The sequence below is a fragment of the Roseibium sp. AWQ4_290 genome, from assembly GCF_056160985.1.
In genome coordinates this window covers 80,402-104,224 of the sequence record NZ_JBSWYG010000009.1, presented here as the reverse complement: position 1 = coordinate 104,224, position 23,823 = coordinate 80,402, and the positions used below count along the sequence as shown (strand labels likewise).

Genomic DNA, 23,823 nt, shown 5'->3' with positions numbered 1-23,823 from the left:
AATCCCCCGGCAACTGGCGGCGGCTGGCTCGCGGCACGCCCGGGACTGGGGAGGAGAGGAGGCAAGGGTGACCGTTAAAACCGAACACAAGACGGTCAGGACAACATGCCCCTATTGCGGCGTGGGCTGCGGTGTTCTGGCGACACTTCAGCCGGATGGCCGTGTTGCCATTCAGGGGGATCCGGAGCATCCGGCCAATTTCGGCCGGCTCTGTTCCAAGGGCTCCGCGCTCGGGGAAACCCTGTCGCTGGACGGCCGGCTCCTGACCCCGAACATCAACGGCACTGAAAGCAGCTGGGACACGGCGCTTGATCTTGTGGCCCGCCGGTTTTCCGAAGCCGTGCGCAGGCATGGGCCGGACAGCGTAGCGTTTTATGTGTCCGGCCAGATCCTCACCGAGGATTATTACGCCGCCAACAAGCTGATGAAAGGGTTTATCGGCTCCGCCAATATCGACACCAATTCGCGCCTGTGCATGGCCTCGTCCGTTGCGGGCCACAAGCGGGCCTTTGGCAGCGACACGGTGCCGGGCACCTATGAGGATCTGGAAAGCTGCGATCTGCTGGTGCTGGTGGGCTCCAATCTGGCCTGGTGCCATCCGGTACTGTTTCAAAGGGTGGAGGCGGCAAAAGCTGAAAATCCGCATATGCGGGTTGTGGTGGTTGACCCCCGCACTACAGCCACTACCGGCCTGGCGGACCTGCATCTGGCCTTGAACCCCGACACGGATGTGGCGCTTTTCAATGGTCTTCTGGCATTCCTGTCGGAAACCGGGGCCCTGAATGAGGCCTATATCGGCGCCCATACCAGCGGCCTTGAGGCGGCACTCACTGCCGCCGGGCCGTGCGAAATCAACCGGATTGCAGAGGCAACGGGTCTTGCGCCCAGGGATCTGGCGACCTTCTACACCATGGTGGCGCGCACGGAAAAAACCGTCACGCTCTACAGCCAGGGGGTCAACCAGTCTGTCACCGGCACCGACAAGGTCAACGCAATCGTCAACACGCATCTTGCAACCGGGCGGATCGGCAAGCCGGGCATGGGGCCGTTTTCGGTCACCGGCCAGCCCAATGCCATGGGCGGGCGGGAGGTTGGCGGCCTTGCCAACATGCTGGCGGCCCACATGGCGCTGGAAGACCCGGCCCACCGGGCGCTGGTGCAGCGTTTTTGGCAGAGCCCGGCCATGGCGGACCGGCCGGGCCTGAAGGCGGTGGACCTGTTCCGCGCCGTGCGCGACGGCCAGATCAAGGCGCTCTGGATCATGGCCACCAACCCGGCCGACAGCCTGCCCGATGCGGATGCGGTCGCCGGGGCGCTAAAAATCTGCCCCTTCGTGGTGGTCTCCGATGTGACGGCGGATACGGACACGGCCGCCCATGCGGATGTGCTGCTCCCCTCTGCCGCCTGGGGCGAAAAGGACGGCACGGTGACCAATTCCGAGCGGCGGATCTCCCGCCAGCGGGCTTTTCTGAGCCCGCCGGGCAAGGCACGGCCGGACTGGTGGCAGCTCAGCCAAGTGGCCCGGCGCATGGGCTTTGCCGCAGCCTTTGACTATGGCGGCCCGGACGCGATCTTCCGTGAGCACGCGGCCCTGTCCGGCCTTGAAAATGACGGCAGCCGGGATTTCGATATCAGCGCCTTGAAGGATTTGAGCCGGGCCGGGTTTGATCACCTGGAGCCGGTGCAATGGCCCTGCCCGGACGGGCAGACCAGCGCGGCGGACTCGCGGTTTTTTGGCAGCGGCGGCTTCTATACTCCGGACGGGACCGCCAATTTCATTGCGGTCCGCCAGGCCCTGCCGCGCAAACGGCCGCGCCGTTTTCCCTTTGTGCTCAACACCGGGCGCATCCGCGACCAGTGGCACACCATGACCCGCACGGCAAAGACGGCCCGGCTGTCGGCCCATATTGCCGAACCCTTTGTGGAGGTGCATCCGGAGGATGCGGCCGCGCTTGGCATCGGCCCGGCGGATCTTGTGAAGATCAAAAGCCCCCATGGGGCGGTGACCGTGCGCGCCCTGGTGACGGAGCGCACGGGCAAGGGCCGTGTGTTTGTGCCCATGCACTGGACGGATCAGTTTGCGTCCAACGGCCGTGTGGATGCGGTGGTTGCCCCTGACACCGATCCGGTGTCCGGCCAGCCGGGGCTGAAATTCACCCCCGTTGCGCTCTCCAAACTGCCCGCCACCTGGTACGGCTTTGCGGTGCTGAGGCACAAGCCCGGGGCGCTCGCAACGGACTATTGGGCTCTGGCCCCGGCCCCAGGCGGCTGGCGCGTAGAGCTGGCAGGCCAGCAAGATGCCGATCTTGCCGCGCTGGCCTGCACCGCGCTTGGGCCCGGCGCTGAGCTGTTGCAGATGGAGGACCAGGGCGTGGGGCTGCTGCGGGTGGCCGGCTGGGACGGGGAGACCTTTCTGGGCGCGTTTTTCTTTGCGCGCCAGCCGGTAACGGTGGCGCGTCAATGGGCCTGCGGGCTGTTGGAAGCCGCGCCCATGGCCCGCAAGGACCGGTTTCAGGTGCTGGGTGCCAAACCGCCAGCGGACCGGCCGGACACGGGCGCTCTGGTCTGTGCCTGTTTCCAGGTGGGCAGCGCGCAGATCGCGGCGGCTGCCGCCAAGGGGGCGGGCAGCCAGGCGGCCATCGGGGCCTGTTTGAAGGCGGGCACCAATTGCGGCTCCTGCCGCTCCGAAATCCAGTCCATTCTTGACACGGTTGCGAAGGAGACCGCTGATGACGCCGAGATTGCGCAAGCCGGTTGAGCGCCCGGCAAAGCGCCGTGCCCGGGTCGGGTTGCTGGCCAGTCTGCCCCTGTTTTTTCCGCTCAAAGCGCGCAAGGTTGTGCTGGCGGGCGGCTCGGACGCCGCTGCCTGGAAGGCGGAGCTGCTGGCCGCCGCCGGGGCCGAGGTCCATATCTATGCCCCGGTCTTGAGCTCCGCGTTTGAGGCGCTTCTGGCTGGAGAGGGCCAGGCCGGTGAGCAGGCTCAGAACGGGTATCAGGATCGGGACAATGCGCCGGATCAAGACCAGGACGGCGGCCAAAGCAGCGGCCAAAGCGGGGCTGAAACCGGCCGCTTTCACCATCACGCCCGGCCTTGGGGGACGGACAGTTTTGCCGGAGCCGCACTGGCCATTGGCGATGCCCAAAGCGAGGGTGAGGCCCAGGCGTTCTTTTGCGCGTCCCGCAGCGCCGGGGTGCCGGTCAATCTCATCGACCGCCCGCAATTCTGTGATTTTCAGTTCGGCTCCCTCGTCAACCGCTCGCCTGTGGTGATCGGCATTTCCACCAGCGGGGTGGCGCCGATCCTCGCTCAGGCCATCCGCAGGCGCATTGAAACCCTGCTGCCACCTGCCTTGACCGGCTGGGCGCAGCTGGCCGGAAACCTGCGGGCCAAAGTGCTTGAGACGCTGTCGGCAGGCGCAGAGCGCCGCCGGTTCTGGGAGCGGTTTACGGATCTTGCCTTTTCCACCCGCCCGGCTCCGGATCTGGCCGGAGCGGGCGGCCTGGAAGATCTGCTGCGCGAGGCGCAGGACGCGCCTGCTGGCCGGGTGACGCTTGTGGGCGCGGGGCCGGGAGACGCGGAGCATCTGACGCTGAAAGCGATGCGCGCCCTGCAATCGGCCGATGTGATCCTGTTTGACGATCTGGTGGATGACAGTGTTCTGGAACTGGCCCGCCGGGAAGCCCGGCGCCTGCTGGTGGGCAAGCGCGGCGGGCGGGACAGCTGCCGCCAGGAGGAGATCAACGCCCTGATGGTGCGCCTTGCCAGACGCGGCAAACATGTGGTGCGGCTGAAATCCGGCGACCCGGCCATTTTCGGCCGGGCGGGCGAAGAGCTGCGTGAGCTGGCAGAGGCCGGCATTCCGGCCACCATCGTGCCCGGCATCACCGCCGCCTCCGCCATGGCGGCCGAGCTGGGCGTGTCCTTGACCCATCGGGACCACGCTCAGTCCGTGCGGTTTGTCACCGGCCACGCCAAAAACGGTCAATTGCCCGAAACCGTCGACTGGCAGGGCCTGGCGGATCCGGCCACAACCACAGTTTTTTATATGGGTGGGCGCATGGCCGGGCAGATCAGCGCCCGGCTGATTGAAAGGGGCTGCGCCCCGGACACCCCGGCGCGCCTCATGAACAGCATCTCCCGCCCCGCCGCCGCCGCCTGGCACGGCCCCCTCTCGGCCCTGGCCGGCGGCGTGGCATCCTTGACCGATGGCGGCCCGATTCTGATCGGTATCGGCGCGGTGTTTGCGGCCACGGAGACGGAGGCGGAGGCGGAGAAAGACAAGCAGGCAGAGCAGGGCAGCTCAGACCTTCCACGCGGGGGGCGTGAACACCGTTTGGGCGCCGTGGGCGGGCGTGCAGTCTGACACGAGATCCCCCTTGAGGCCTGATACCAAGCGCACTTGATGATGACCTGTTTGATGCCCCAATTCCGTTCAACGGCTAGGCGCATCGCGCGACCCGGTCTGGTTGACCGGATAAGCGGTGCAACGATGTCCGTTGGGCGGAATTGGGTCACCGGAGGCCGCGCTTGGAGGGACTCCGGACGTTGTCGCACGTCTGGCCCGATACCCCGTATCGGCCTGCGACGCGCTCCTAGCCGAAGACCATCCAAGCACGGTCAAATAGGTCATCATCAAGTGCGCTTGGTATGAGATACCGTTTTCCGTTTCCATGAGACGGGCAGACAGGCAGGCCTGAAAGGCGGAAGCCTTTGGGACAGGGAATTGGCCGGGCTCAGTGCATGGTCCGGAAGTTGCTCGCAGGTCCCGGGGGCACGTTGGGCGCATGACACAGGCAATCAACATCTTTCCAATTTGATTTGCGGTTAAGTCTTCAACGCAAACGGGCTCCCGTCGCTCGACCGTCTCTTCCCAATTCTGCCCGCCAGAAAAGCGCCTTGGCATTCGAAGCCAGGGCCGCGTAAATGAGAACCTGGAGCGGCATAAAACGTCACAGGTCCAGACAAGTGGTGCGCCAAATCTGCACCACTTTCGAACGCCATTAAACAGCGTTTGTCGACCACAGATTGATAGTGGCTTGCCGACACGGTTTGTTATGCTACTGTTTTTGTTGGGAAACGATGGTGCTGCCGGAGAGATTTGAACTCTCGACCTCTCCCTTACCAAGGGAGTGCTCTACCCCTGAGCTACGGCAGCATTGGGCTTTTTGAAAAAGCCTGGCGTCGGCACTGGATTTTCAAGAAAATCATAGTGGTTCGGGACGCGCCTGCTGGCCCCGATCAGCGCGGCCGACCGGAATGAGGGGGCTTTTGCCATAAGCGGCTTTGGGACGCAAGCTGTGTTTTGGTTTTTTTTCAAGGCGCTTGCCAGTCAGGCCGGTGAGGCTGGGCAAACGCCGTGCCCGGCCTGATTTTCAACGGCCTTTTGGCCGCGCAGACCGCCTGTGGATATGTGAGCCGGACCGGGCAGGGCGCCCACAGACTTGCTGTTGCAGCAGTGGTCGGGCACAAGAAGCCGGATACAGATCGGAGCAGATCTCTGCTGAAGGTCTTCGGGGATCTGTTGATGAAGATCTGGGAAAGATTTTCTGAGGATCTATCGGGGACCAGGGGAAGACAAAGGCGCACGCAATGAGCGGAGATGGCAAGAGCCCGGAGGCGACCGGCCCTCAACACATAGACCCTCAGCGGGGCGCTGGTGATGCGTCTGGCGAGGCCGGAGCGCAAGCCGGGCCTGAAGGGGCGAAACCGGCCAAGCCGTCGCGGGAAGACCGGCTGGCAGAGGCGTTGCGGGCCAATTTGCGCCGGCGCAAAAGCGCGGCCAAAGCGCGCAAAGACAGCTGATCCGGCAGGCGGCGGCCATCCCCGCAGACCTTTCGGGGGCACAAGCGGGCAGAATCACGCAAACCTGCCGTGGTTTGTCGTCTCAAGTTGGCCCTGGCTTGGAGGCACGTCAGCGCGCTTGTTGGAGGAGCGCAAGCAAGGGCTTTGCGGAGCGCGCGGCCTGCCAAGATCCTGATGGATTTGACGCTTTTCGACGGACCGGCGCTGCCGGGCGCTGATGGCCATGAAAACGCCGTCTTCACAGCCGAAGCCTGTCTTGCATGGACCACAACTTGTGTGTAGACTGCAGGTTTGGTGTGACCGATCAATTTCAACAAACGTTGCCGGGGCTCAAGCCCGGCCGGGGTGGTATATGGACAGTATCAAGGTTGTCGGCGGGGCGGAGCTGAATGGTGTCATTCCGATTTCCGGGGCCAAGAACGCAACGCTGCCATTGATGATAGCGTCGCTTCTGACTGACGAGACCCTGACGCTGTCCAACGTGCCGCGCCTGCGCGATGTGGCGCTTCTGACCCAGATCCTGTCCAATCACGGGGTGGATTATTCCGTCAATGGCAAGCGCAACGGCCAGGATGAGCTGGCCGGACAAACGCTGAACCTGACTGCCCGCGAGATTGTCGACACCACCGCGCCCTATGAGCTTGTCTCCAAGATGCGCGCCAGTTTCTGGGTGATTGGCCCGCTGGTGGCCCGCATGGGCGAAGCGCGGGTGTCGCTGCCCGGCGGCTGTGCCATCGGCACCCGCCCTGTCGATTTTTTCATTGACGGCCTGAGCGCCCTTGGGGCCGAGATCGAGATTGAAGGGGGCTATGTGGTCGTGCGCGCGCCGAGCGGTCTGACAGGCGCGCGTGTGGCGTTCCCGAAAGTTTCCGTTGGTGCGACCCACACGATCATGATGGCGGCAACCCTGGCCAAGGGGGAGACCGAACTTGTCAATGCGGCCCGCGAGCCCGAAGTGGTTGATCTGGCCCGCTGTCTGAAGGCCATGGGCGCGCAGATCGAGGGCGAGGGCACCTCGACCATTCGCATCAAGGGCGTGCCGCGCCTTCACGGGGCCCATCACGCGGTGGTGCCTGACCGGATCGAGACCGGGACCTATGCCATGGCGGTGGCCATGGCGGGCGGCGATGTGCTGCTGCAGGGCGCCCAGGGCACGCTTCTGGACACGGCGCTGGACACCCTGCGTCAGACCGGCGCGGACATCACCCAGACCTCCGAGGGTCTCAAGGTCTACCGGAACGGCAATGGCATTCAGCCGGTGGATGTGACCACGGAACCCTTCCCGGGCTTCCCGACCGATCTTCAGGCCCAGTTCATGGCATTGATGACCAAGGCCGGCGGCTCCAGCCGGATCACCGAGACCATTTTTGAAAACCGGTTCATGCATGTTCAGGAACTGGCGCGTCTTGGGGCCCAGATTCAGGTGGATGGCCGCACGGCGACGGTGGAAGGTGTCTCAACCTTGCGCGGCGCGCCCGTCATGGCAACGGACCTGCGTGCCTCCGTCTCCCTCGTGATCGCCGGTCTTGCGGCCGAGGGCGAGACCACGGTCAGCCGGGTCTATCATCTGGACCGCGGTTTTGAGCGCCTGGAAGACAAGTTGACCCGCTGCGGTGCCCAGATCGAACGCATTTCCGGTTAGAGCATCGTACGATAAGTCTGCACGATTTGACCGGGTCTGCTTTCCAGCATCAAATGGTGCAAACTTATAGCAAGAGGCTCCTGACGGCGTCTGCATGTAAGGGATTCCCAAATCAGCTTTCATCATAACAGGATTGAGAATTCCAACCGCCCGACGCGCAAACGGGAGAAATTTATGGGCCGGTTCAAATGGCCTCGGCGAGTGCAGCGGTTTCTGTCCGCCCACGATCAGATCAACACGATCTTCAGGCCCCGTCGCCGTCGATACACCCTGTCGGCCGCCTCATGCCGGCACGCAAGGGCAGATGTATTCGGACTATGGCAGGACGACACCGGTGAGATGAACGCCTGAAATCCGCCCCAAAAGGGCTCCCACGCGGTCCGGCCAAATTAAGTTGGCAATGCCCGCCAGCGTCCTGCGCCGGGAAATCGACGGCTTCATGGGCCGCCTGCGCACGGGATAGGCTGTCCCGGGGAGCGGCTCCGCCGGATCTGAAAGCCAACCCTCTGGGGGGCGCTGTCCTGTTTTTGACCGGGTGTTGCGCCCCGATGGTCCGGCGCTGGTGTGCCCGGATGCCATTCGCGCGTTGCAAAATGCGGCAATCCCCATTACGTGAATACATTCTAAGTGGTGCAGCCCCTGAGACCTCCCGGGCGCTGCGAAAAACAAAACGGATCACGATCACGCCGCCATGGATCAACTGAAACTCGCCGCGCTCGACCAGGAAGATCTTCAGGTTCTCTCCGCCCATTTGCAGGACGCCGTTCTGACCGTTGCTGACATCCGCTATCTGCCCAGGGAAAAGAAGGCGGTGTTTGTGCTCAACCGCTTTGTCTGGGACAAGAAAGCCGACAAGCGCACGAAGGAACATGAGCGCCGCCGTTCGGCCCTGGCCATTGCCCAGGTCACCGCCATGAAGGGACAGAACATCCGCCAGGAGGCCAGGGGCGAGGTACTGGAGCTTCTGGCGGTGACGTTTGAGCCGGGCGAAGACCCGTCGGGCACGATTCAACTTGCCTTTGCTGGCGGTGCGAGCCTTGCCCTTCAGGTGGAATGTATCGAGGCGCAGCTCTCGGATCTGGGAGCTGCGTGGTCAACGCCCAATCTGCCAAAGCATGATCTTGGCAGCTGATCCAGTTGCCATTCCGGCGCCTCAGACTGCAGACTGCATCTAGAATTGCGACCTCTCGCAGGGTGTGAGACTGCCGGGAGGATCAGGTCACCGGAAAGCTCTGGATCCCGCATTTAAAGGCGGCAGGATCTGCCGTCCAGAACAAAGGCCCCGAAAAGGCCCCCAACAGCATGGAGCAAAACGTGGTTCTCCGCTTGAACAGCAGCGACGCCGGATTTGAGGCCGATTTCAAGGCGCTTCTGGCCGGAAAGCGCGAAGTCTCGGAAGATGTCGACCAGATTGTCCGCGGCATCCTTGAGGATGTGCGCGAACAGGGCGACCGGGCGGTGCTTGACTATACCGCCAAATTCGACCGGCTGGAGGCCGCCTCCATGGCCGATCTCACCGTCTCCGCCGGTGAGATCGAGGCCGCCGTCAAGGCAGTGCCGCAAGACACCCTTGAGGCGCTGCAACTGGCCCATGACCGTATCCTGGCCCACCATGCCCGCCAGATGCCCGCCGATGACCGCTACACGGACGCGATTGGGGTGGAACTTGGTTCCCTTTGGACGGCGGTTGACGCGGTCGGCGTTTATGTGCCCGGCGGCCTGGCCAATTATCCAAGCTCTGTGTTGATGAATGTGCTGCCGGCGAAAGTCGCCGGGGTGGAGCGCCTTGTCATGGTGGTTCCAAGTCCGGACGGGGTCCTGAACCCGCTCGTTCTCGCGGCTGCGAAGATCGCGGGCGTTTCGGAGATCTACCGCATTGGCGGCGCCCAGGCAGTGGCGGCTCTGGCCTATGGCACCCAGACCATTGCGCCGGTGGCCAAGATTGTCGGGCCGGGCAACGCTTTTGTGGCCGCCGCCAAACGCCGGGTGTTCGGCACGGTCGGCATCGACATGATCGCCGGGCCGTCCGAAGTGCTGATCGTGGCGGATGGGGACAACAATGCGGACTGGCTCGCGGCGGACCTTCTGGCCCAGGCCGAACATGATACAGCGGCCCAATCGATCCTGATCACCGATAGTGCCGCGCTGGCGGCCGAGGTGGAAAAGGCGGTTGAGGCCCAGCTAAAGGTTCTGCCACGCGAAGAGGTCGCCCGGGCCAGCTGGGACGCGTTTGGCGCCATCATTCTGGTGGACGACCTGGACAAGGCGATGCCGCTGGCCAACCGGATCGCCCCGGAGCATCTGGAACTGGCCGTCGCCGATCCCGAGCATTTGCTGAAAAAAGTGCGCAATGCGGGCGCTGTGTTCCTGGGCCATTATACGCCGGAGGCCATTGGCGACTATGTGGGGGGCACCAACCACGTGCTGCCGACGGCCCGCTCGGCCCGTTTTTCCTCAGGCCTCTCGGTGATGGAATTTGTGAAACGCATCTCGATCCTGAAATGCAATGCGGATAACCTGCGCCAGCTGGGACCCGCAGCCATTGCGCTTGGGGAAGCCGAGGGCTTGTCCGCGCATGCGCGCTCTGTGTCCATCCGGCTGAACATGTAGCTGAAACCACGCAGGAGGCTTCCCGCAGATGGGTGACACCCGCTCCAGTTCCAGTCCTTCCTCTGCCGGCGGCCGGCTGGTGGATGTGGTGTTGGACGAAGCCTCCATCGCCCGCTCCACCCCGGAAGTGGAGCATGACCGGGCCGTGGCGATCTATGACCTGATTGAGGAAAACCGGTTTCAGCCCGCCGGGCATCCGCCTCAGAACTTCATTCTCAATCTTGCGGTGGTGGAAAAGAAGCTTGTCTTCCGGATTTCAACGGAAGCCGGGCAGGAGGTGGTGACCCATGTCCTGTCCCTGTCGCCCCTGCGCAAGATCGTCAAGGACTACAATCTTATCTGCGAAAGCTATTATGAGGCGATCCGCCACGCGACCCCCAGCCAGATCGAGGCAATCGATATGGGGCGGCGCGGGGTGCATAATGAAGGCTCGGCCATCCTGATGGAGCGGCTGGAGGGGAAGATCGAGGTGGATATGCAGACAGCCCGGCGCCTGTTTACCCTCGTTTATGCCCTGCACTGGAAGGGCTGAGCCGAATGACCGGCCCGGGCCTGCGTCCGACGGCGGTTCTGTTTGCCTGCGGGATGAATTCCGTCCGCTCGCCCATGGCCGAAGCCCTGACGCAGCAGCTGTTTCCAGGCAAGATTTATGTACGTTCGGCCGGGGTGCGCGAGGGCAAGGTGGACCCGTTTGTGGATGCGGTGATGGCCGAAATTGGTGTCGACATGAGCCGCCACCGTCCCAAGACTTTCGAGGAGTTGGACGAATCCGGCTTCGACCTGATCGTGACCCTGGCACCTGAAGCCCACCACAAGGCGCTCGACATGACCCGCACGGATGCGGTGGAGGTGGAATACTGGCCGACCATGGATCCGACACTGGCCACCGGCAGCCGGGACCGTATCCTGGAGGAATACCGCGCGGTACGCGATCAGCTGGCGCTTCGCATCAAGAAACGGCTCGATTGGACACCGGCTGCAGCCGACTGAGGGTTCTTTTGGGACGGGTTGGAAAGAAAGGTTCACTTTCCACCGGTTATCCGTTAGTTTGCCGCGCACCCGCGGGCAGGACCCGCTTTATTCAGGATATCAAATGGCCAAAGAAGAAGCTCTGGAGTTTCCGGGCGTCGTAACAGAACTGTTGCCGAACGCGACGTTCCGCGTAAAACTGGAAAATGATCACGAAATTATTGCCCACACCGCCGGGCGCATGCGCAAGAACCGGATCCGTGTCCTTGCGGGCGACAAGGTTCTGGTGGAAATGACCCCTTATGACCTGACCAAGGGGCGGATCACCTACCGCTTCAAATAAGCGGTGACACGGTGGCACGGGCTGCAAGGCGCTTTCATGACCAATGTCCCTCAGCTGATCCTCGCATCCGCTTCACCGCGCCGCCTGGCGCTGCTGCAGCAGATCGGGCTGGACCCGGACCATCTCCTGCCGGGCGATATTGACGAGACCCCGAAAAAGTATGAGACCCCGCGCGCCCTGGCTGTGCGTCTTGCCCGCGCCAAGGCACAGGCCGTGCGCGCAAAGGCTGATGCGTTGCCGGACATGAGGGGCGGGATCGTGCTGGCGGCCGACACGGTCGTGGCCGTCGGCCGCAGGGCCCTGCCCAAGGCGGAACTCACCGAGCAGGCCGTCCTGTGCCTGTCGCTTCTGTCGGGCCGGGGGCACCGGGTCTTTACAGGGGTGGCGGTGTCGGACGCAAACGGCAAGCTTCGCTCCAAACTGGTAGAAACCCGGGTGCGCTTCAAGCGGCTGACCCGCAAGGATATGGACGACTATATTGCCTCGGGCGAATGGCGCGGCAAGGCGGGGGGCTATGCCATCCAGGGGCTAGCAGGCAGCTTTGTCGTCAAGCTGGTCGGCTCCTATCCGTCCGTGGTCGGTTTGCCCCTGGTGGAAACAGCCGGGCTGTTGAATGCGGCCGGATATCCGGTGCACCAGGGCTGGGCCAACGCCGCCGCCTGAAGACAGCAATGGATTTGGGGCAGGGACAAGGGGAGCCGGAACCATGACTAAAAGTGACAGCAATCCTTCTGATCGGCGCATGCGGCCCTGCCCGATTTGCTCAAAACTGTCGACCCGCGAAGACTATCCCTTCTGTTCGGACCGCTGTGCCAAGATCGACCTGAACCGCTGGTTTTCGGAAGGCTACACGATTCCGGTTGTCGAGACCGACGACATTGACGAGAGCAACTTTCCCGACGAGTGAGTTTGTCACCTGCGGGGGCACAGTGTCATCTGTGGACAGCTCAAACTGTGCGTCCCCGGATGTGCCGTGCCTCTTGTGAGGTTCCTGATCTCACCGCAGCAGGCAAAAGAGAATGCTCTTGAATAACCGCGATTTGCGTCAGGCTCTCGGATGACTAAACGTCAAGTTGATCGAGTGTTTCGCTACGTAATCTATTTTCGCAGCAGATAAAAATAGTTATCCGACTAAATTAAGTTCAGTCTATCGGGCGAAGCTCTCTTGCAGTTGTCACAAATCTGAACAAAGATCTGGCGACACCGGCCGCCCGGCATATGCGCTGCGGTCCGCGGGCGTGGGCGCTTTGGGATGCGCTTGCTGGCGCTGTGAAAGTCTGCGCGGGCAGGGCGGGTGAACGGGGCGGCGGAACTGCCGTGGCCTTTATAACAAACAGTATCAAGGGTGAGGGTCCGATGAAGAACCTTTTTCTGAGCGCCGCCGTGCTGTCCATGACGACAGCCCTGTCCAGCGCGGCATATGCCGACTATTCCCTGTCGATCTTGCATCTGAACGATCTGCATTCGCGCATTGAATCGATCAACAAATACGATTCCACCTGCGACGCGGACTCTGAGGCGGAAGGGAAATGTTTCGGCGGCATCGCCCGCATCAAGACCATGCTGGAAGAGCGTCGCGCCGCCCTTGAAGGCGAAGGCAAGAACGTGATCACGGTGGATGCTGGTGACCAGTTCCAAGGTTCGCTCTTCTACACCACCTACAAAGGCGACGCCGCGGCTGAGTTCATGAATGGCCTTGGCATTGACGTGATGGCCGTGGGCAATCACGAATTTGATGATGGTCCCGACGGCCTGGCGAATTTCCTCGGCAAGGTCACGTTCCCGGTGATTTCCGGCAATATCGACGTGAATGGCGAGCCGGCACTCAAGGGCAAGATCCCCGGTGTTCTGATTCTGGAACGGGGCGGGGAGAAGATCGGTATTGTGTCCGCGCTGGCGGAAGATACGGTCGATACGTCCTCGCCGGGTGAGGGAGTCCGGTTCATTCAGGCGGAAGACTATCTGAAAGGCGCGGTGGAAGGTCTGGAAGCGGCCGGGGTTAACAAGATCATCGCCGTGACCCATATGGGCCTGTCCCGCGACAAGGAGATCGCGGCAGCCGTCTCCGGCATTGATGTGATTGTCGGTGGCCATTCCCACACGCTTTTGTCCAACACCCAGGAACGGGCCGAAGGGCCGTATCCGGTGCAGGTCAAGAACCCGGAGGGCAAGGAGGTCCCGATTGTTCAGGCTTATGCCTATGGCAAGTTCCTGGGCGATCTGGAAGTCACCTGGGATGATGACGGCAATCTGATCAAAGCGGAAGGCGAGCCCATCCTGCTGGATGCGTCTGTCACACCCGATGAGGGCTTTGCCAAGCGGGTGGCTGAACTGGCCGCACCGATTGAAGAGCTGAAATCCAGGGTGATTGGGGGGAGTGAGGCCGTGATTGATGGCGACCGGGGCTCCTGCCGCGCTGGCGAATGCCAGATGGGCACGCTGGTGGCCGATGCCATGCTGGACCGGGTGAAGGACCAGGGCATTCAGGTTGCGATCCAGAATGGTGGCGGCCTGCGCGCCTCCATAGATGCCGGTGAGGTCACCATGGGCGAGGTCCTGACGGTTCTGCCGTTCCAGAACACCCTGTCCACCTTCCAGCTCAAGGGCGCCGACATCATTGCCGCGCTGGAAAACGGTGTGTCTCAGGTGGAGGAAGGGGCGGGACGCTTCCCGCAGGTGGCTGGTCTTAAATATTCCTGGACCCGCAAGAAAGACCCGGGCAGCCGCATTCTGGTAGTGGAAGTTCTGGAAGACGGGGCCTTTGTGCCGCTTGACCCGGAAAAGGTCTATGGCGTTGTCTCAAACAACTACATGCGCGGCGGCGGCGACGGCTACAAGGTATTCTCGGCCAACGGCATGAACGCCTATGACTACGGCCCCGGCCTGGAAGCGGTCGTGGCCGAGTATCTGGCCTCCCACAATGGCTACAAGCCCTATACGGACGGCCGGATTTCCGAGCAATAAGCTGACTTTGTCATTCCCCATTTGAAAGCGCGCCGCCTTCCGGCGCGCTTTTTACGTGTCTGAAAGACGACGGAAAGGCCTCCTTGAAAGAGCGCCATTGAAGCGCGCGGCCCCACCCAGTTTCAATGCGTGTCGCGTTCCAATGGTTTCAAAGCGTTTTGTCCCTTGCTTTGAAATCTCTGATGTCAGGCCGCAACAGGCAAATCCGATTGATCGTGACACGCCAAAGCGCCGTCCCGGACGCAGCGCAGCGGAACTCCGGGAGCCGCCCGGACATGGGTCCAGCTTTGTCCCCGGCGCAGGGCCGGGGCGGCCCAGAGGGCGGGGGAGGAGTGCTCGCTTTGCTTTGCCCCTTGGGAGCCCGTTGCCCCTTCTGCGGGCAGGGTGTCCCGGCCTCTCTTGGAAGACCTCCGGTCCCCATAGGAGGAACCGGCTGTGGGGCATGAAAAAAATTGTTTTTCAAAGGCTTGCGCGTATTTGAAGTTTTCCCCAGCCGGAAAGTCTTCTGAATGCAAAAAACTTTGCCGGGGTGCTGGACAAGCTCAGAACCAGCCTCTATAAGGACCGGGCTTTCGGCGAACGGCAGCGTTTCTTTGGTCCGGCAAGCACGCCCAGATAGCTCAGTTGGTAGAGCAGCGGATTGAAAATCCGCGTGTCGGTGGTTCGATTCCGCCTCTGGGCACCACTCTTTCCCTTGAAGAAATTAGACTGTTCAGACAGATCTGCTGGTGACAACACTCTGGCAAATGCCTGTGCCTGAACGTCTTTCCTGCGCTGCTGCACCCCGCCCGCTTACCCCGTCACTGCCCGCAAGATTTGAGACGCGACAATCTTTGCGGCCGGGGTCAGGACCTGGGCTTTGCGGGTCAGGAAGGAATAGGTCTCAACGGAGAGCGGCAGGTCAGTGTCCAGGGTGACAAGTGTGCCGGACAGGTCTGTGTCCGGGGCGGCTGTGAAGCTGGCGGCGACCGACTGGGCAACCGGGCCGATGGCATTTGTCTGCTGGATGGTGGCCAGGGTGAACAGGAAGGACGAGGTGGTCAGAACGCGTGAGGGCAAGGCCAAGCCCCTGTCCCGCAAGGCCTGTTCGGCTGTTGTGCGGATCGGGGAGCCGATCGAGGGCAATACCCAGTCGAAGGCCAGCAGCGCTTCCGCGGCAATGGGCGGACCGCTGCGGGTCAGCGGGTGGCCGGCGCGGGCGATCATGCAGGTCGGCTCGCGGGTGAGCGGCTTTTCCTCAAACAGCGCCGGGTCTTCGTTGGTCGGCACACGGCTCAAAGAGAAGTCCAACCGCCCCTCCAGAAGCATCGGCGCCAGCACCCGGCTGGTGCCCACCTCCACCGACAGCGTGATGTCCGGATAGCTGAGACGGATCTGCCGGAGCGCGGGGATCACATATTCAATGGCTGGACCAGTGACAGAGCCGATGCTGACATGGCCGCTCTGGCCCGCCTTGTGCTGCTCGATGTCCCGGCCCGCATCGGCAAATTCCTGAAGCACCCGCACACAGCGCTCTGCCAACGTGCGGCCCACATCCGTCAGCTCGATGCCACGGCCACTGCGCTGGTAGATCTCCGCATCCGTGATCCGCTCAATCTCGGCAATCAGCCGGGATGCTGCCGGTTGTGTGATGCCGAGCGCAAGCGCTGCCTCGGTGAGCCGGGCTTGCCGGGCGAGCTCCGTAAGCAGCCGTAAATGGGAGATTTTCAGGCCCCGCCGGACCAGATCCAATGGCATAGGTCTCGCTACCTTTAAGAGTATACCAAAAATAGTATGAAAAGATAACGAATAATAATTTGACGGTCATGTCAAATTTTCACATCACAAAGACCATGCATGGCGCTTGCATGCATAGGCATATTGATGGCCGGCAAGCACCGGCTGGGAGGAAAAGATGAAATTTGTAACGAAGGCGCTTGTCGCAGCCGCGGCAGCTGCAACCCTCATGTCTGGCGTCGCCCTGGCGGCGGACAAAGGTACCATTGGCATCGCAATGCCCACCAAATCGTCCGCCCGCTGGATTTCGGACGGCAATTCCATGGTCGAGCAGTTCAACGCCGCAGGATATGCCACCGACCTGCAATATGCGGAAGACGATATTCCGAACCAGCTCGCCCAGATCGAAAACATGATCACCAAGGGAGTGGACGTGCTGGTCATAGCCGCGATTGACGGCACCACACTGTCCAACGCCCTTGAAAACGCCGCGGCTTCCGGCATCAAGGTCATTGCCTATGACCGCCTCATCCGTGACAGCGGCGATGTCGACTATTACGCAACCTTCGACAACTTCAAGGTCGGGGTCCAGCAGGCGACCTCGCTGGTCAGCGGCCTCAAAGAACGGTTCGGGGACGGGCCGTATAATGTCGAACTCTTCGGCGGCTCGCCGGACGATAACAACGCCTATTTCTTCTACGATGGGGCCATGTCGGTTCTGCAGCCGCTGATTGACGACGGCACCATCGTGATCCAGTCAGGCCAGATGGGAATGGATACGGTCGGGACCTTGCGCTGGGACGGGGCTGTTGCCCAGGCCCGCATGGATAACCTCCTGTCCGCTCACTACACAGACAAAACACTTCATGGTGCACTCAGCCCCTATGACGGCCTGTCGATCGGTATCCTCTCGTCGCTGAAAGGGGTCGGCTACGGCTCTGGCGACCAGAAGATGCCGATCGTGACTGGGCAGGACGCCGAAGTTCCGTCCGTCAAGTCGATCCTGGCCGGCGAGCAATACTCGACCGTTTTCAAGGATACCCGGGAACTGGCGCGGGTGACTGTCGGCATGGTCGAAGCCCTGCTGAATGGCGGCGAGCCGGAAATCAACGATACCAAGACCTATAACAATGGCGTCAAGGTGGTGCCGTCCTACCTGCTGGAGCCGGTTGCAGTCGATGCCAGCAACTGGGAAGAGATCCTTGTCGGCAGCGGCTACTACACCGCCGACCAGGTCAAATAAGCCTCACTCCCAAACTTGTCCCGCCCGCGGTCTTGAAGGCTGCGGGCGGGTCCTTTAGCGCCAGCGGGAGTTTCGGGGTCATGGCACTCCTTTCCATGCAAAATATCAGCAAGTCCTTTCCGGGTGTGAAGGCCCTGGATCGCGTGAACCTGAATGTTCAGGAGGGCGAGATCCATGCGGTTGTCGGTGAAAACGGCGCCGGAAAATCCACCCTCATGAAAGTCCTGTCCGGGGTCTATCCCCACGGGGACTATGAAGGCGATATCGTTTTTGAAGGCGAAACCGCAAAGTTTTCAGGCATTTCCGACAGCGAGCGGAAGGGCATTATCATCATCCACCAGGAACTTGCCCTGGTGCCGGAACTGTCGATTGCCGAGAACATCTTTCTGGGCAACGAATGCGCTGCCAAGGGCATGATCAACTGGCGCGAAACCAACCGGCGCACCGGAGAGCTTCTGGCGAAGGTCGGCCTGCAGGAAGCTCCCACCACAAAGGTGGATTCCATCGGTGTCGGCAAGCAGCAGCTCGTGGAAATCGCCAAGGCGCTGTCCAAGGATGTGAAGCTGCTGATCCTGGACGAGCCGACTGCGGCCCTTCAGGAAAATGACAGCCGCAAGCTTCTGGACCTGATGCTGGAACTCAAGGCCCAGGGCGTCACCAGTATCATCATTTCGCACAAGCTCAACGAAGTGCGTTATGTGGCCGACACGGTCACTGTGATCCGGGACGGCACCACCGTTTCCAATCTGGATGCGGCGGACGGCTTGAGCGAAGACGATATCGTGCGCGACATGGTCGGCAGGGATATGACGCACCGCTATCCCAAACATGAGCGCAGTCCCGGTGAGACCTTGTTGGACGTGTCGGACTGGACTGTCTGGCATCCGGAACACACGGAACGCAAGGTCATCCGCAATGCCTCGTTCACGGTGCGGGCAGGGGAAGTGGTCGGCATTGCGGGCCTTATGGGGTCCGGGCGCACCGAGCTGGCCATGTCCCTGTTCGGCCGCTCCTACGGCCGTAACATTTCCGGGTCTGTGAAACTGCGCGGCCAGCCGATTGACGTGAGCAGCGTCGACCGGGCGATTGCCTCCGGCATTTCCTATGTCACCGAGGACCGCAAGGCGCTCGGTCTGGTGCTGGACGAGACCATCCGCTTCAACACCACGCTGGCCAATCTGGAAGGGGTGTCCTCCGGGTCCATCCTGAAGCGCAATGAGGAAACAAGGGTGGCCGAGGACTACAGGTCCGCGCTGGCGATCAGGACGCCGAGCGTCTTCCAGAAAACGGTCAACCTTTCCGGCGGCAACCAGCAGAAGGTGGTTCTGGCCAAATGGCTGTTCACCTCGCCGGAAGTCCTGATCCTGGACGAGCCGACCCGCGGGATCGATGTCGGCGCGAAATACGAGATCTACACCATCATCAACGACCTGGCAGATCAGGGAAAGGGGGTCGTCATGATCTCCTCCGAAATGCCGGAGCTGCTGGGCATGTGTGACCGGATCTACGTCATGAATGAAGGGGCTCTCGTGGGCGAACTGAACGCCCGGGACGCGAGTCAGGAGCGCATCATGTCGCTCATAGTCAACGAGTGAAAGAGCAAGACCCATGGAACTGGCACAAGGCGACACGCAGGCCGGCCCGGCCCCAAAAACCAAGAGCATCGGCGAGTATCTGTCATCTCATCTGAGACAATACGGTCTGCTGTTTGCATTGATCGCTGTGATGGCGTTTTTCCAGATCGTCACGGACGGCACCTTGCTGCGCGCGGTCAATGTCACCAACCTGCTGTTGCAGAACTCCTATATCATCATCATGGCGCTGGGCATGCTCGTCGTCATCGTTTCGGGCAATATCGACCTGTCGGTCGGTTCGGTGATGGGGTTTATCGGGGCCCTGGCCGCCGTCATGATCGTCAATTTCGATCAGCATGTGCTGGTGACCATCATTGCCTGTTTGGTGGTTGGCGGGCTGATCGGTGCGGCGCAGGGCTATTGGGTGGCCTATTGGAAGATCCCGTCCTTCATCGTGACTTTGGCGGGCATGCTTGTTTTCCGCGGTCTGTCTCTGTGGCTGCTGGAAGGCCAGTCGGTCGGTCCGTTCCCGAAGGAATTCCAGGTGATCGCTACCGGATTTGTTCCGGACATTTTCCCGGCAAGCCTCGGGCAGGGGCTGGCGGAACTGTTCAGCGTGCGCAAGGTCAATGTTCTGGCCCTTGTCACCGGAATTGCCGCCGCCGCTCTTATTGTCTGGATCGGCATGCGCCAGCGGGCCCAGAACAAGGCCTATGGCATTGAGGACGAGCCGTTCAGTTTCTTCGTGGCGCGCACGGTCATTGTTGCCTCCGCGCTGATCTTCGTCATGTTCAAGCTGTCGGTCTTCCGGGGCCTGCCGAATGTGCTGATTACCATGGGCATCCTGACAGTCATCTATGCCTTCATTACGGAAACCACCACCATCGGGCGCCGGATCTACGCGCTTGGCGGCAACCAGAAAGCGGCCAAGCTGTCGGGCATCAAGACCGAGCGGCTGACCTTCCTGGCTTTCACCAATATGGGTGTTCTGGCCGCCGCCGCAGGGCTTGTCTTTGCCGCGCGTCTCAACACCGCCACCCCGAAAGCGGGGTTTGCCCTGGAACTGGATGTGATCGCGGCAGTCTTCATCGGTGGCGCTTCCATGTCGGGCGGTGTCGGCACGATCATCGGCGCGGTGGTCGGGGCGTTCCTGATGGGGGTTCTCAACAACGGCATGTCGATCATGGGCATCGGTATTGATTATCAGCAGATGATCAAGGGGCTGGTGCTGCTCGCCGCCGTTATTTTCGATGTCTACAACAAGAACAAGCAGGGCTGATCCGATGCTTATTTCCCAGATGCTCCACGAGAACGGCTCTGTCGGCGTCGTCATCCGCAATGGCAGCGAAGCCTGTCTTCTGCAAGGTGCTGCCTCCAGCTATGACCTGGTCCTGCGGGCCATTGAAAACGGCCAGACCCTGACCGAGTGCATTCGCGGCCATGCGCTTGGAACCGCTGTCGATCTGGACCGGCTGGCAGACGAGAAGCGTCTGCTTCTGCCGATCCACCATCCGGACAAGGCCCATTTGCACCTGACCGGAACGGGTCTGACCCATCTGGGTTCGGCGGCCACACGGGATGCGATGCATGCGGGAGATCAGCCGGATGCTGACGACCATGTGACTGATTCCATGAAAATGTTCCGCATGGGCCTTGCCGGGGGACGGCCGGATGCGGGCAAAGCGGGCGTGCAGCCGGAATGGTTCTACAAGGGCAATGGCAGCTGCGCCGTTGTCCCCGGCGGTGATCTTGTCAGTCCGGGCTTTTGTGAAGATGGCGGCGAAGAGCCGGAAATTGCAGGCATCTATGTGGTGGCCGGGGACGGCACACCGTTCAGGGTCGGCTTTGCGCTCGCAAACGAATTTTCCGACCATGTGATGGAGCGGCAGAATTACCTCTATCTTGCCCATTCCAAGCTGCGGCCTGCCTCTTTCGGGCCGGAAATGCTTGTCGGGCCGCTGCCGGACAATGTTGAAGGGACAAGCCGGATCCTCCGGGGCGGGGCCGTGGTGTGGGAGAAGCCGTTCCTGTCCGGCGAAGCCAACATGTCCCACACCATTGCCAATCTGGAACACCACCATTTCAAATATGACGTTTTCCGCCAGCCCGGCGATCTGCATGTGCACATGTTCGGAACCGCAACACTCTCCTTTGCGGACGGGATGTCCTGCCGGGAGGGGGACGAGATTGAAATTTCGGCGCCAGGATTCGGTGTGTCTCTTAAAAACCGGCTGACGTTTCAGGCAAGCGATCCCTCAGCCGCGATTGTGAAAGTGCTTTAGGAATGGCGTTCAAACCGGCAGACTGGCCCCGCAAATTGCGTTCCGCCGAATGGTTCGGCGGCACAAGCCGCGATCACATCTACCATCGCAGCTGGATGAAGAACCAGGGTCTGCCGGATGACCTGTTTGACGGGCGGCCGGTGATCGGGATCTGCAACACATGGTCCCAGCTGACGCCGTGCAATGCCCATTTGCGGGATCTGGCGGAGCGGGTCAAACACGGCATCTATGAAGCTGGGGGCTTCCCGCTGGAATTTCCGGTGTTCTCCACTGGGGAAAGCACGTTGCGGCCTACTGCCATGATGTTCCGCAATCTGGCCAGCATGGATGTGGAAGAAGCGATCCGCGCCACCCCGCTGGACGGAGTGGTGCTTCTGGTGGGCTGTGACAAGACAACGCCAGCCCTGTTGATGGGCGCAGCCTCTGTGGACCTTCCGGCGATCGTCGTCACCGGTGGGCCCATGCTGAATGGGTGGTTTCAAGGGGAGCGGGTCGGCTCCGGCACCCATTTGTGGAAATTCTCGGAAGCCGTGAAAGCGGGCGAGATGAGCGGTGAGGAGTTTTTGGAGGCGGAAGTGGCCATGAGCCGGTCGCCGGGCTCCTGCAACACCATGGGCACGGCCTCCTCCATGGCCTCCATGGCGGAGGCGCTCGGCATGGCGCTGTCCGGGAATGCGGCCATTCCGGCCGTGGACAGCCGGCGCCGGGTCATGGCGCATCTGTCCGGGCGGCGCATCGTGCAGATGGTCAAGGACGATCTGAAGCCTTCCGACGTGTTGACACGTCAGGCCTTTGAAAACGCGATCCGAACCAATGGGGCGATTGGCGGTTCGACCAATGCCGTGGTCCATCTTCTGGCTATTGCCGGGCGTGTGGGCCTCGATCTCACCCTGGAGGACTGGGACCGGCTCGGGCGAGACATTCCGACCATCGTCAACCTCATGCCGTCGGGCAAATATCTGATGGAGGAGTTTTTCTATGCGGGCGGCCTGCCGGTGGTGCTGCGCCATCTCGGCGAGGCAGGGCTGCTGTACAAGGAGGCGCTGACCGTCTCCGGTCAAACCGCTTGGGAGCAGGTCAAGGATGCACGGAATTGGAACGAGGATGTCATCCTGCCTGCGGAGAAGGCCCTGACCCAGCAGGGTGGAATTGCTGTTCTGAAGGGGAACCTTGCCCCCAGCGGCGCGGTCCTGAAACCGTCTGCGGCATCGCCCCATCTGATGCAACACCGGGGCCGGGCCGTCGTGTTTGAAGACATTGACGACTACAAGGCCCGTATCAATGATGAGGCGCTGGAGATCGACGAGACCTGTGTGATGGTCCTGAAGAATTGCGGCCCCAAAGGCTACCCGGGCCTGTCGGAGGTCGGCAATATGGGCCTGCCGCCGAAGGTCTTGAGACAGGGCATCACCGACATGGTGCGCATTTCCGATGCGCGCATGTCCGGCACAGCCTATGGCACTGTGGTTCTGCACACGACACCGGAAGCGGCCGCAGGCGGACCGCTGGCCGTTGTGCGCACCGGTGACATGATCGAGCTCGATGTACCGGGCCGCAGGCTCCACCTGGATATCCCGGAAGAGGAGCTTAAAGCCCGCCTTGCCGCCTGGACCCCGACCCACGAGGTGCCGCAAAGCGGGTATGCAAGGCTCTATCATGACCATGTCGAAGGGGCAGATACGGGCGCTGACTTTGATTTCCTCAAAGGCTGCCGGGGCTCCGCCGTGCCAAAGGATTCCCACTAATGAGTGAAAAACTGGCCCTGGTTGGCATTGGCAAGATCGCCCGCGACCAGCATCTTCCAGCAATTGCGGACAATCCGGACTGGTCACTTGAAGCGGTGGTGAGCCGCAACGCGGAAGTTCAGGGCGTTGAAAATTACGGATCGCTGGATGCACTTTTGGAACGGCGGCCGGATATCAGCACGATCTCGCTTGCCATTCCGCCGCAGCCAAGGTTCGACTATGCGGCCAAAGCGATAAAGGCAGGCAAGCATGTGATGCTGGAAAAGCCGCCGGGCCAGAGCCTGGCAGAGTGTTTCACGCTGGAAGGGCTTGCCCGCAAACAGGGGGTGTCGATCTTCGCAACCTGGCATTCGCGCTACGCAGATTGTGTTCCGGATCTGAAAGCGTGGCTGGCAGTCCGCCGCCTGAAACGGCTGGAGATCACCTGGAAGGAAGATGTGCGCCGCTGGCATCCGGGGCAGGACTGGATCTGGGAGCCAGGCGGCATGGGCGTTTTTGACCCGGGCATCAATGCCCTGTCCATCCTCACGGAAATCTTGCCCCATCCCGTGCATCTGAAAGAGGCAACGCTGGAGGTCCCGGCAAACCGGGCCACGCCGATCGCGGCCTGGCTCAGCTTTGCCGATCCCGGCGGAGCGCAGGTGTCGGCCGCTTTCGACTGGCGCCAGGAAGGGCCGCAAACCTGGGATATTCTTGTGGACACGGATGAGGGCAGTGCAAGGCTATCCCTTGGAGGGGCACGGCTAGACGTTGAGGGAGAACTGGTCCAGCAGGGCGGTGATCATGAATATGCCAATCTCTATGCCCGCATGGCGGATCTGGTTGCATCCGGGCGCAGTGATCTGGATCTGGCTCCTATGATCCATGTGTGCGACGCGCTTGCCCTGGGGCGCCGGGTGACGGCCGACGACTTCCATTTTTGACGTTGGGGC

The 23,823-nt window shown here is 61.7% G+C and carries 19 protein-coding genes, 2 tRNA genes and 1 pseudogene; 20 read left to right on the top strand and 2 right to left on the bottom strand.

Going from position 1 to position 23,823, the window contains the following annotated elements:
- The first annotated feature begins 67 nt into the window (after positions 1–67).
- The gene (locus tag ACXAH0_RS10990) at positions 68–2,758 is read left to right on the top strand and encodes a molybdopterin-dependent oxidoreductase (protein ID WP_475191175.1); all 2,691 of its coding nucleotides are present in this window, start codon (positions 68–70) and stop codon (positions 2,756–2,758) included.
- Entirely contained in the window at positions 2,730–4,364 is a 1,635-nt protein-coding gene (gene cysG / locus ACXAH0_RS10985) for a siroheme synthase CysG (protein ID WP_475191171.1), read from the top strand. The genes ACXAH0_RS10990 and cysG overlap by 29 nt, the downstream gene beginning before the upstream one ends.
- A 717-nt stretch (positions 4,365–5,081) precedes the next feature.
- On the opposite strand, the gene ACXAH0_RS10980 is transcribed toward cysG, so the two are convergent.
- Positions 5,082–5,156 (bottom strand) — tRNA-Thr (locus ACXAH0_RS10980).
- 434 nt (positions 5,157–5,590) lie between these two features.
- On the opposite strand from ACXAH0_RS10980, the gene ACXAH0_RS10975 reads away from it, so the two are divergent.
- The 12 genes and pseudogenes from ACXAH0_RS10975 (at position 5,591) to ACXAH0_RS10920 (ending at position 15,016) form a co-directional block, all read left to right on the top strand.
- Positions 5,591–5,803 (top strand): hypothetical protein, encoded by a 213-nt coding sequence (locus tag ACXAH0_RS10975; RefSeq protein ID WP_475183097.1) that lies wholly within the window; start codon positions 5,591–5,593, stop codon positions 5,801–5,803.
- 352 nt (positions 5,804–6,155) lie between these two features.
- A complete protein-coding gene (gene murA, locus ACXAH0_RS10970) occupies positions 6,156–7,445 on the top strand; it encodes a UDP-N-acetylglucosamine 1-carboxyvinyltransferase (RefSeq protein ID WP_475191170.1) in 1,290 nt (429 codons plus the stop codon).
- 123 nt (positions 7,446–7,568) lie between these two features.
- A pseudogene (locus ACXAH0_RS10965) lies at positions 7,569–7,796 on the top strand (IS6 family transposase); the annotation flags it as partial.
- Positions 7,797–8,136: 340 nt separating this feature from the next.
- Positions 8,137–8,577, top strand: a complete 441-nt coding sequence (locus ACXAH0_RS10960) for a DUF2948 family protein (protein ID WP_475183088.1) — start codon at positions 8,137–8,139, stop codon at positions 8,575–8,577.
- 182 nt (positions 8,578–8,759) lie between these two features.
- Positions 8,760–10,055, top strand: a complete 1,296-nt coding sequence (hisD, locus tag ACXAH0_RS10955) for a histidinol dehydrogenase (RefSeq protein WP_475191165.1) — start codon at positions 8,760–8,762, stop codon at positions 10,053–10,055.
- Positions 10,056–10,083: 28 nt separating this feature from the next.
- Positions 10,084–10,587, top strand: coding sequence for a UPF0262 family protein (locus ACXAH0_RS10950; protein ID WP_475183081.1), 504 nt, complete (start codon positions 10,084–10,086; stop codon positions 10,585–10,587).
- Between the two features lie 5 nt (positions 10,588–10,592).
- On the top strand, positions 10,593–11,045 hold the full coding sequence (locus ACXAH0_RS10945; protein WP_475183078.1) for an arsenate-mycothiol transferase ArsC: 453 nt from the start codon (positions 10,593–10,595) through the stop codon (positions 11,043–11,045).
- A 103-nt stretch (positions 11,046–11,148) separates the two neighbouring features.
- Entirely contained in the window at positions 11,149–11,367 is a 219-nt protein-coding gene (gene infA, locus ACXAH0_RS10940) for a translation initiation factor IF-1 (protein WP_006939340.1), read from the top strand.
- Between the two features lie 36 nt (positions 11,368–11,403).
- Positions 11,404–12,030: a Maf family nucleotide pyrophosphatase gene (locus ACXAH0_RS10935; RefSeq protein WP_475183075.1), complete on the top strand. Its 627-nt coding sequence runs from the start codon at positions 11,404–11,406 to the stop codon at positions 12,028–12,030.
- Positions 12,031–12,073: 43 nt separating this feature from the next.
- Positions 12,074–12,274, top strand: coding sequence for a DNA gyrase inhibitor YacG (gene yacG / locus ACXAH0_RS10930; RefSeq protein ID WP_475183071.1), 201 nt, complete (start codon positions 12,074–12,076; stop codon positions 12,272–12,274).
- Positions 12,275–12,723: 449 nt separating this feature from the next.
- A complete protein-coding gene (locus ACXAH0_RS10925) occupies positions 12,724–14,331 on the top strand; it encodes a bifunctional metallophosphatase/5'-nucleotidase (RefSeq protein WP_475191161.1) in 1,608 nt (535 codons plus the stop codon).
- A 609-nt stretch (positions 14,332–14,940) separates the two neighbouring features.
- Positions 14,941–15,016, top strand: a tRNA-Phe gene (locus tag ACXAH0_RS10920).
- Between the two features lie 107 nt (positions 15,017–15,123).
- Here ACXAH0_RS10920 and ACXAH0_RS10915 read toward each other — a convergent pair.
- Positions 15,124–16,068, bottom strand: coding sequence for a LysR substrate-binding domain-containing protein (locus tag ACXAH0_RS10915; protein WP_475191158.1), 945 nt, complete (start codon positions 16,066–16,068; stop codon positions 15,124–15,126).
- A gap of 157 nt (positions 16,069–16,225) precedes the next feature.
- Here ACXAH0_RS10915 and chvE point away from each other — a divergent pair, with 157 nt between their 5' ends.
- The 6 genes from chvE to ACXAH0_RS10885 all read left to right on the top strand — a co-directional run bounded on the left by chvE (position 16,226) and on the right by ACXAH0_RS10885 (position 23,814).
- On the top strand, positions 16,226–17,290 hold the full coding sequence (gene chvE / locus ACXAH0_RS10910) for a multiple monosaccharide ABC transporter substrate-binding protein (protein ID WP_475183059.1): 1,065 nt from the start codon (positions 16,226–16,228) through the stop codon (positions 17,288–17,290).
- Positions 17,291–17,370: 80 nt separating this feature from the next.
- A complete protein-coding gene (gene mmsA, locus ACXAH0_RS10905) occupies positions 17,371–18,885 on the top strand; it encodes a multiple monosaccharide ABC transporter ATP-binding protein (RefSeq protein WP_475183057.1) in 1,515 nt (504 codons plus the stop codon).
- 13 nt (positions 18,886–18,898) lie between these two features.
- Positions 18,899–20,143 (top strand): multiple monosaccharide ABC transporter permease, encoded by a 1,245-nt coding sequence (gene mmsB / locus ACXAH0_RS10900; RefSeq protein ID WP_475183054.1) that lies wholly within the window; start codon positions 18,899–18,901, stop codon positions 20,141–20,143.
- 4 nt (positions 20,144–20,147) lie between these two features.
- A complete protein-coding gene (gene araD1 / locus ACXAH0_RS10895; RefSeq protein WP_475183052.1) occupies positions 20,148–21,146 on the top strand; it encodes an AraD1 family protein in 999 nt (332 codons plus the stop codon).
- A gap of 2 nt (positions 21,147–21,148) precedes the next feature.
- Complete coding sequence (gene araD, locus ACXAH0_RS10890; protein ID WP_475191155.1) at positions 21,149–22,891, top strand: L-arabinonate dehydratase; 1,743 nt, start codon at positions 21,149–21,151, stop codon at positions 22,889–22,891.
- On the top strand, positions 22,891–23,814 hold the full coding sequence (locus ACXAH0_RS10885) for a Gfo/Idh/MocA family protein (RefSeq protein WP_475191152.1): 924 nt from the start codon (positions 22,891–22,893) through the stop codon (positions 23,812–23,814). Before araD ends, ACXAH0_RS10885 begins: the two co-directional genes overlap by 1 nt.
- Positions 23,815–23,823: the final 9 nt, after the last annotated feature.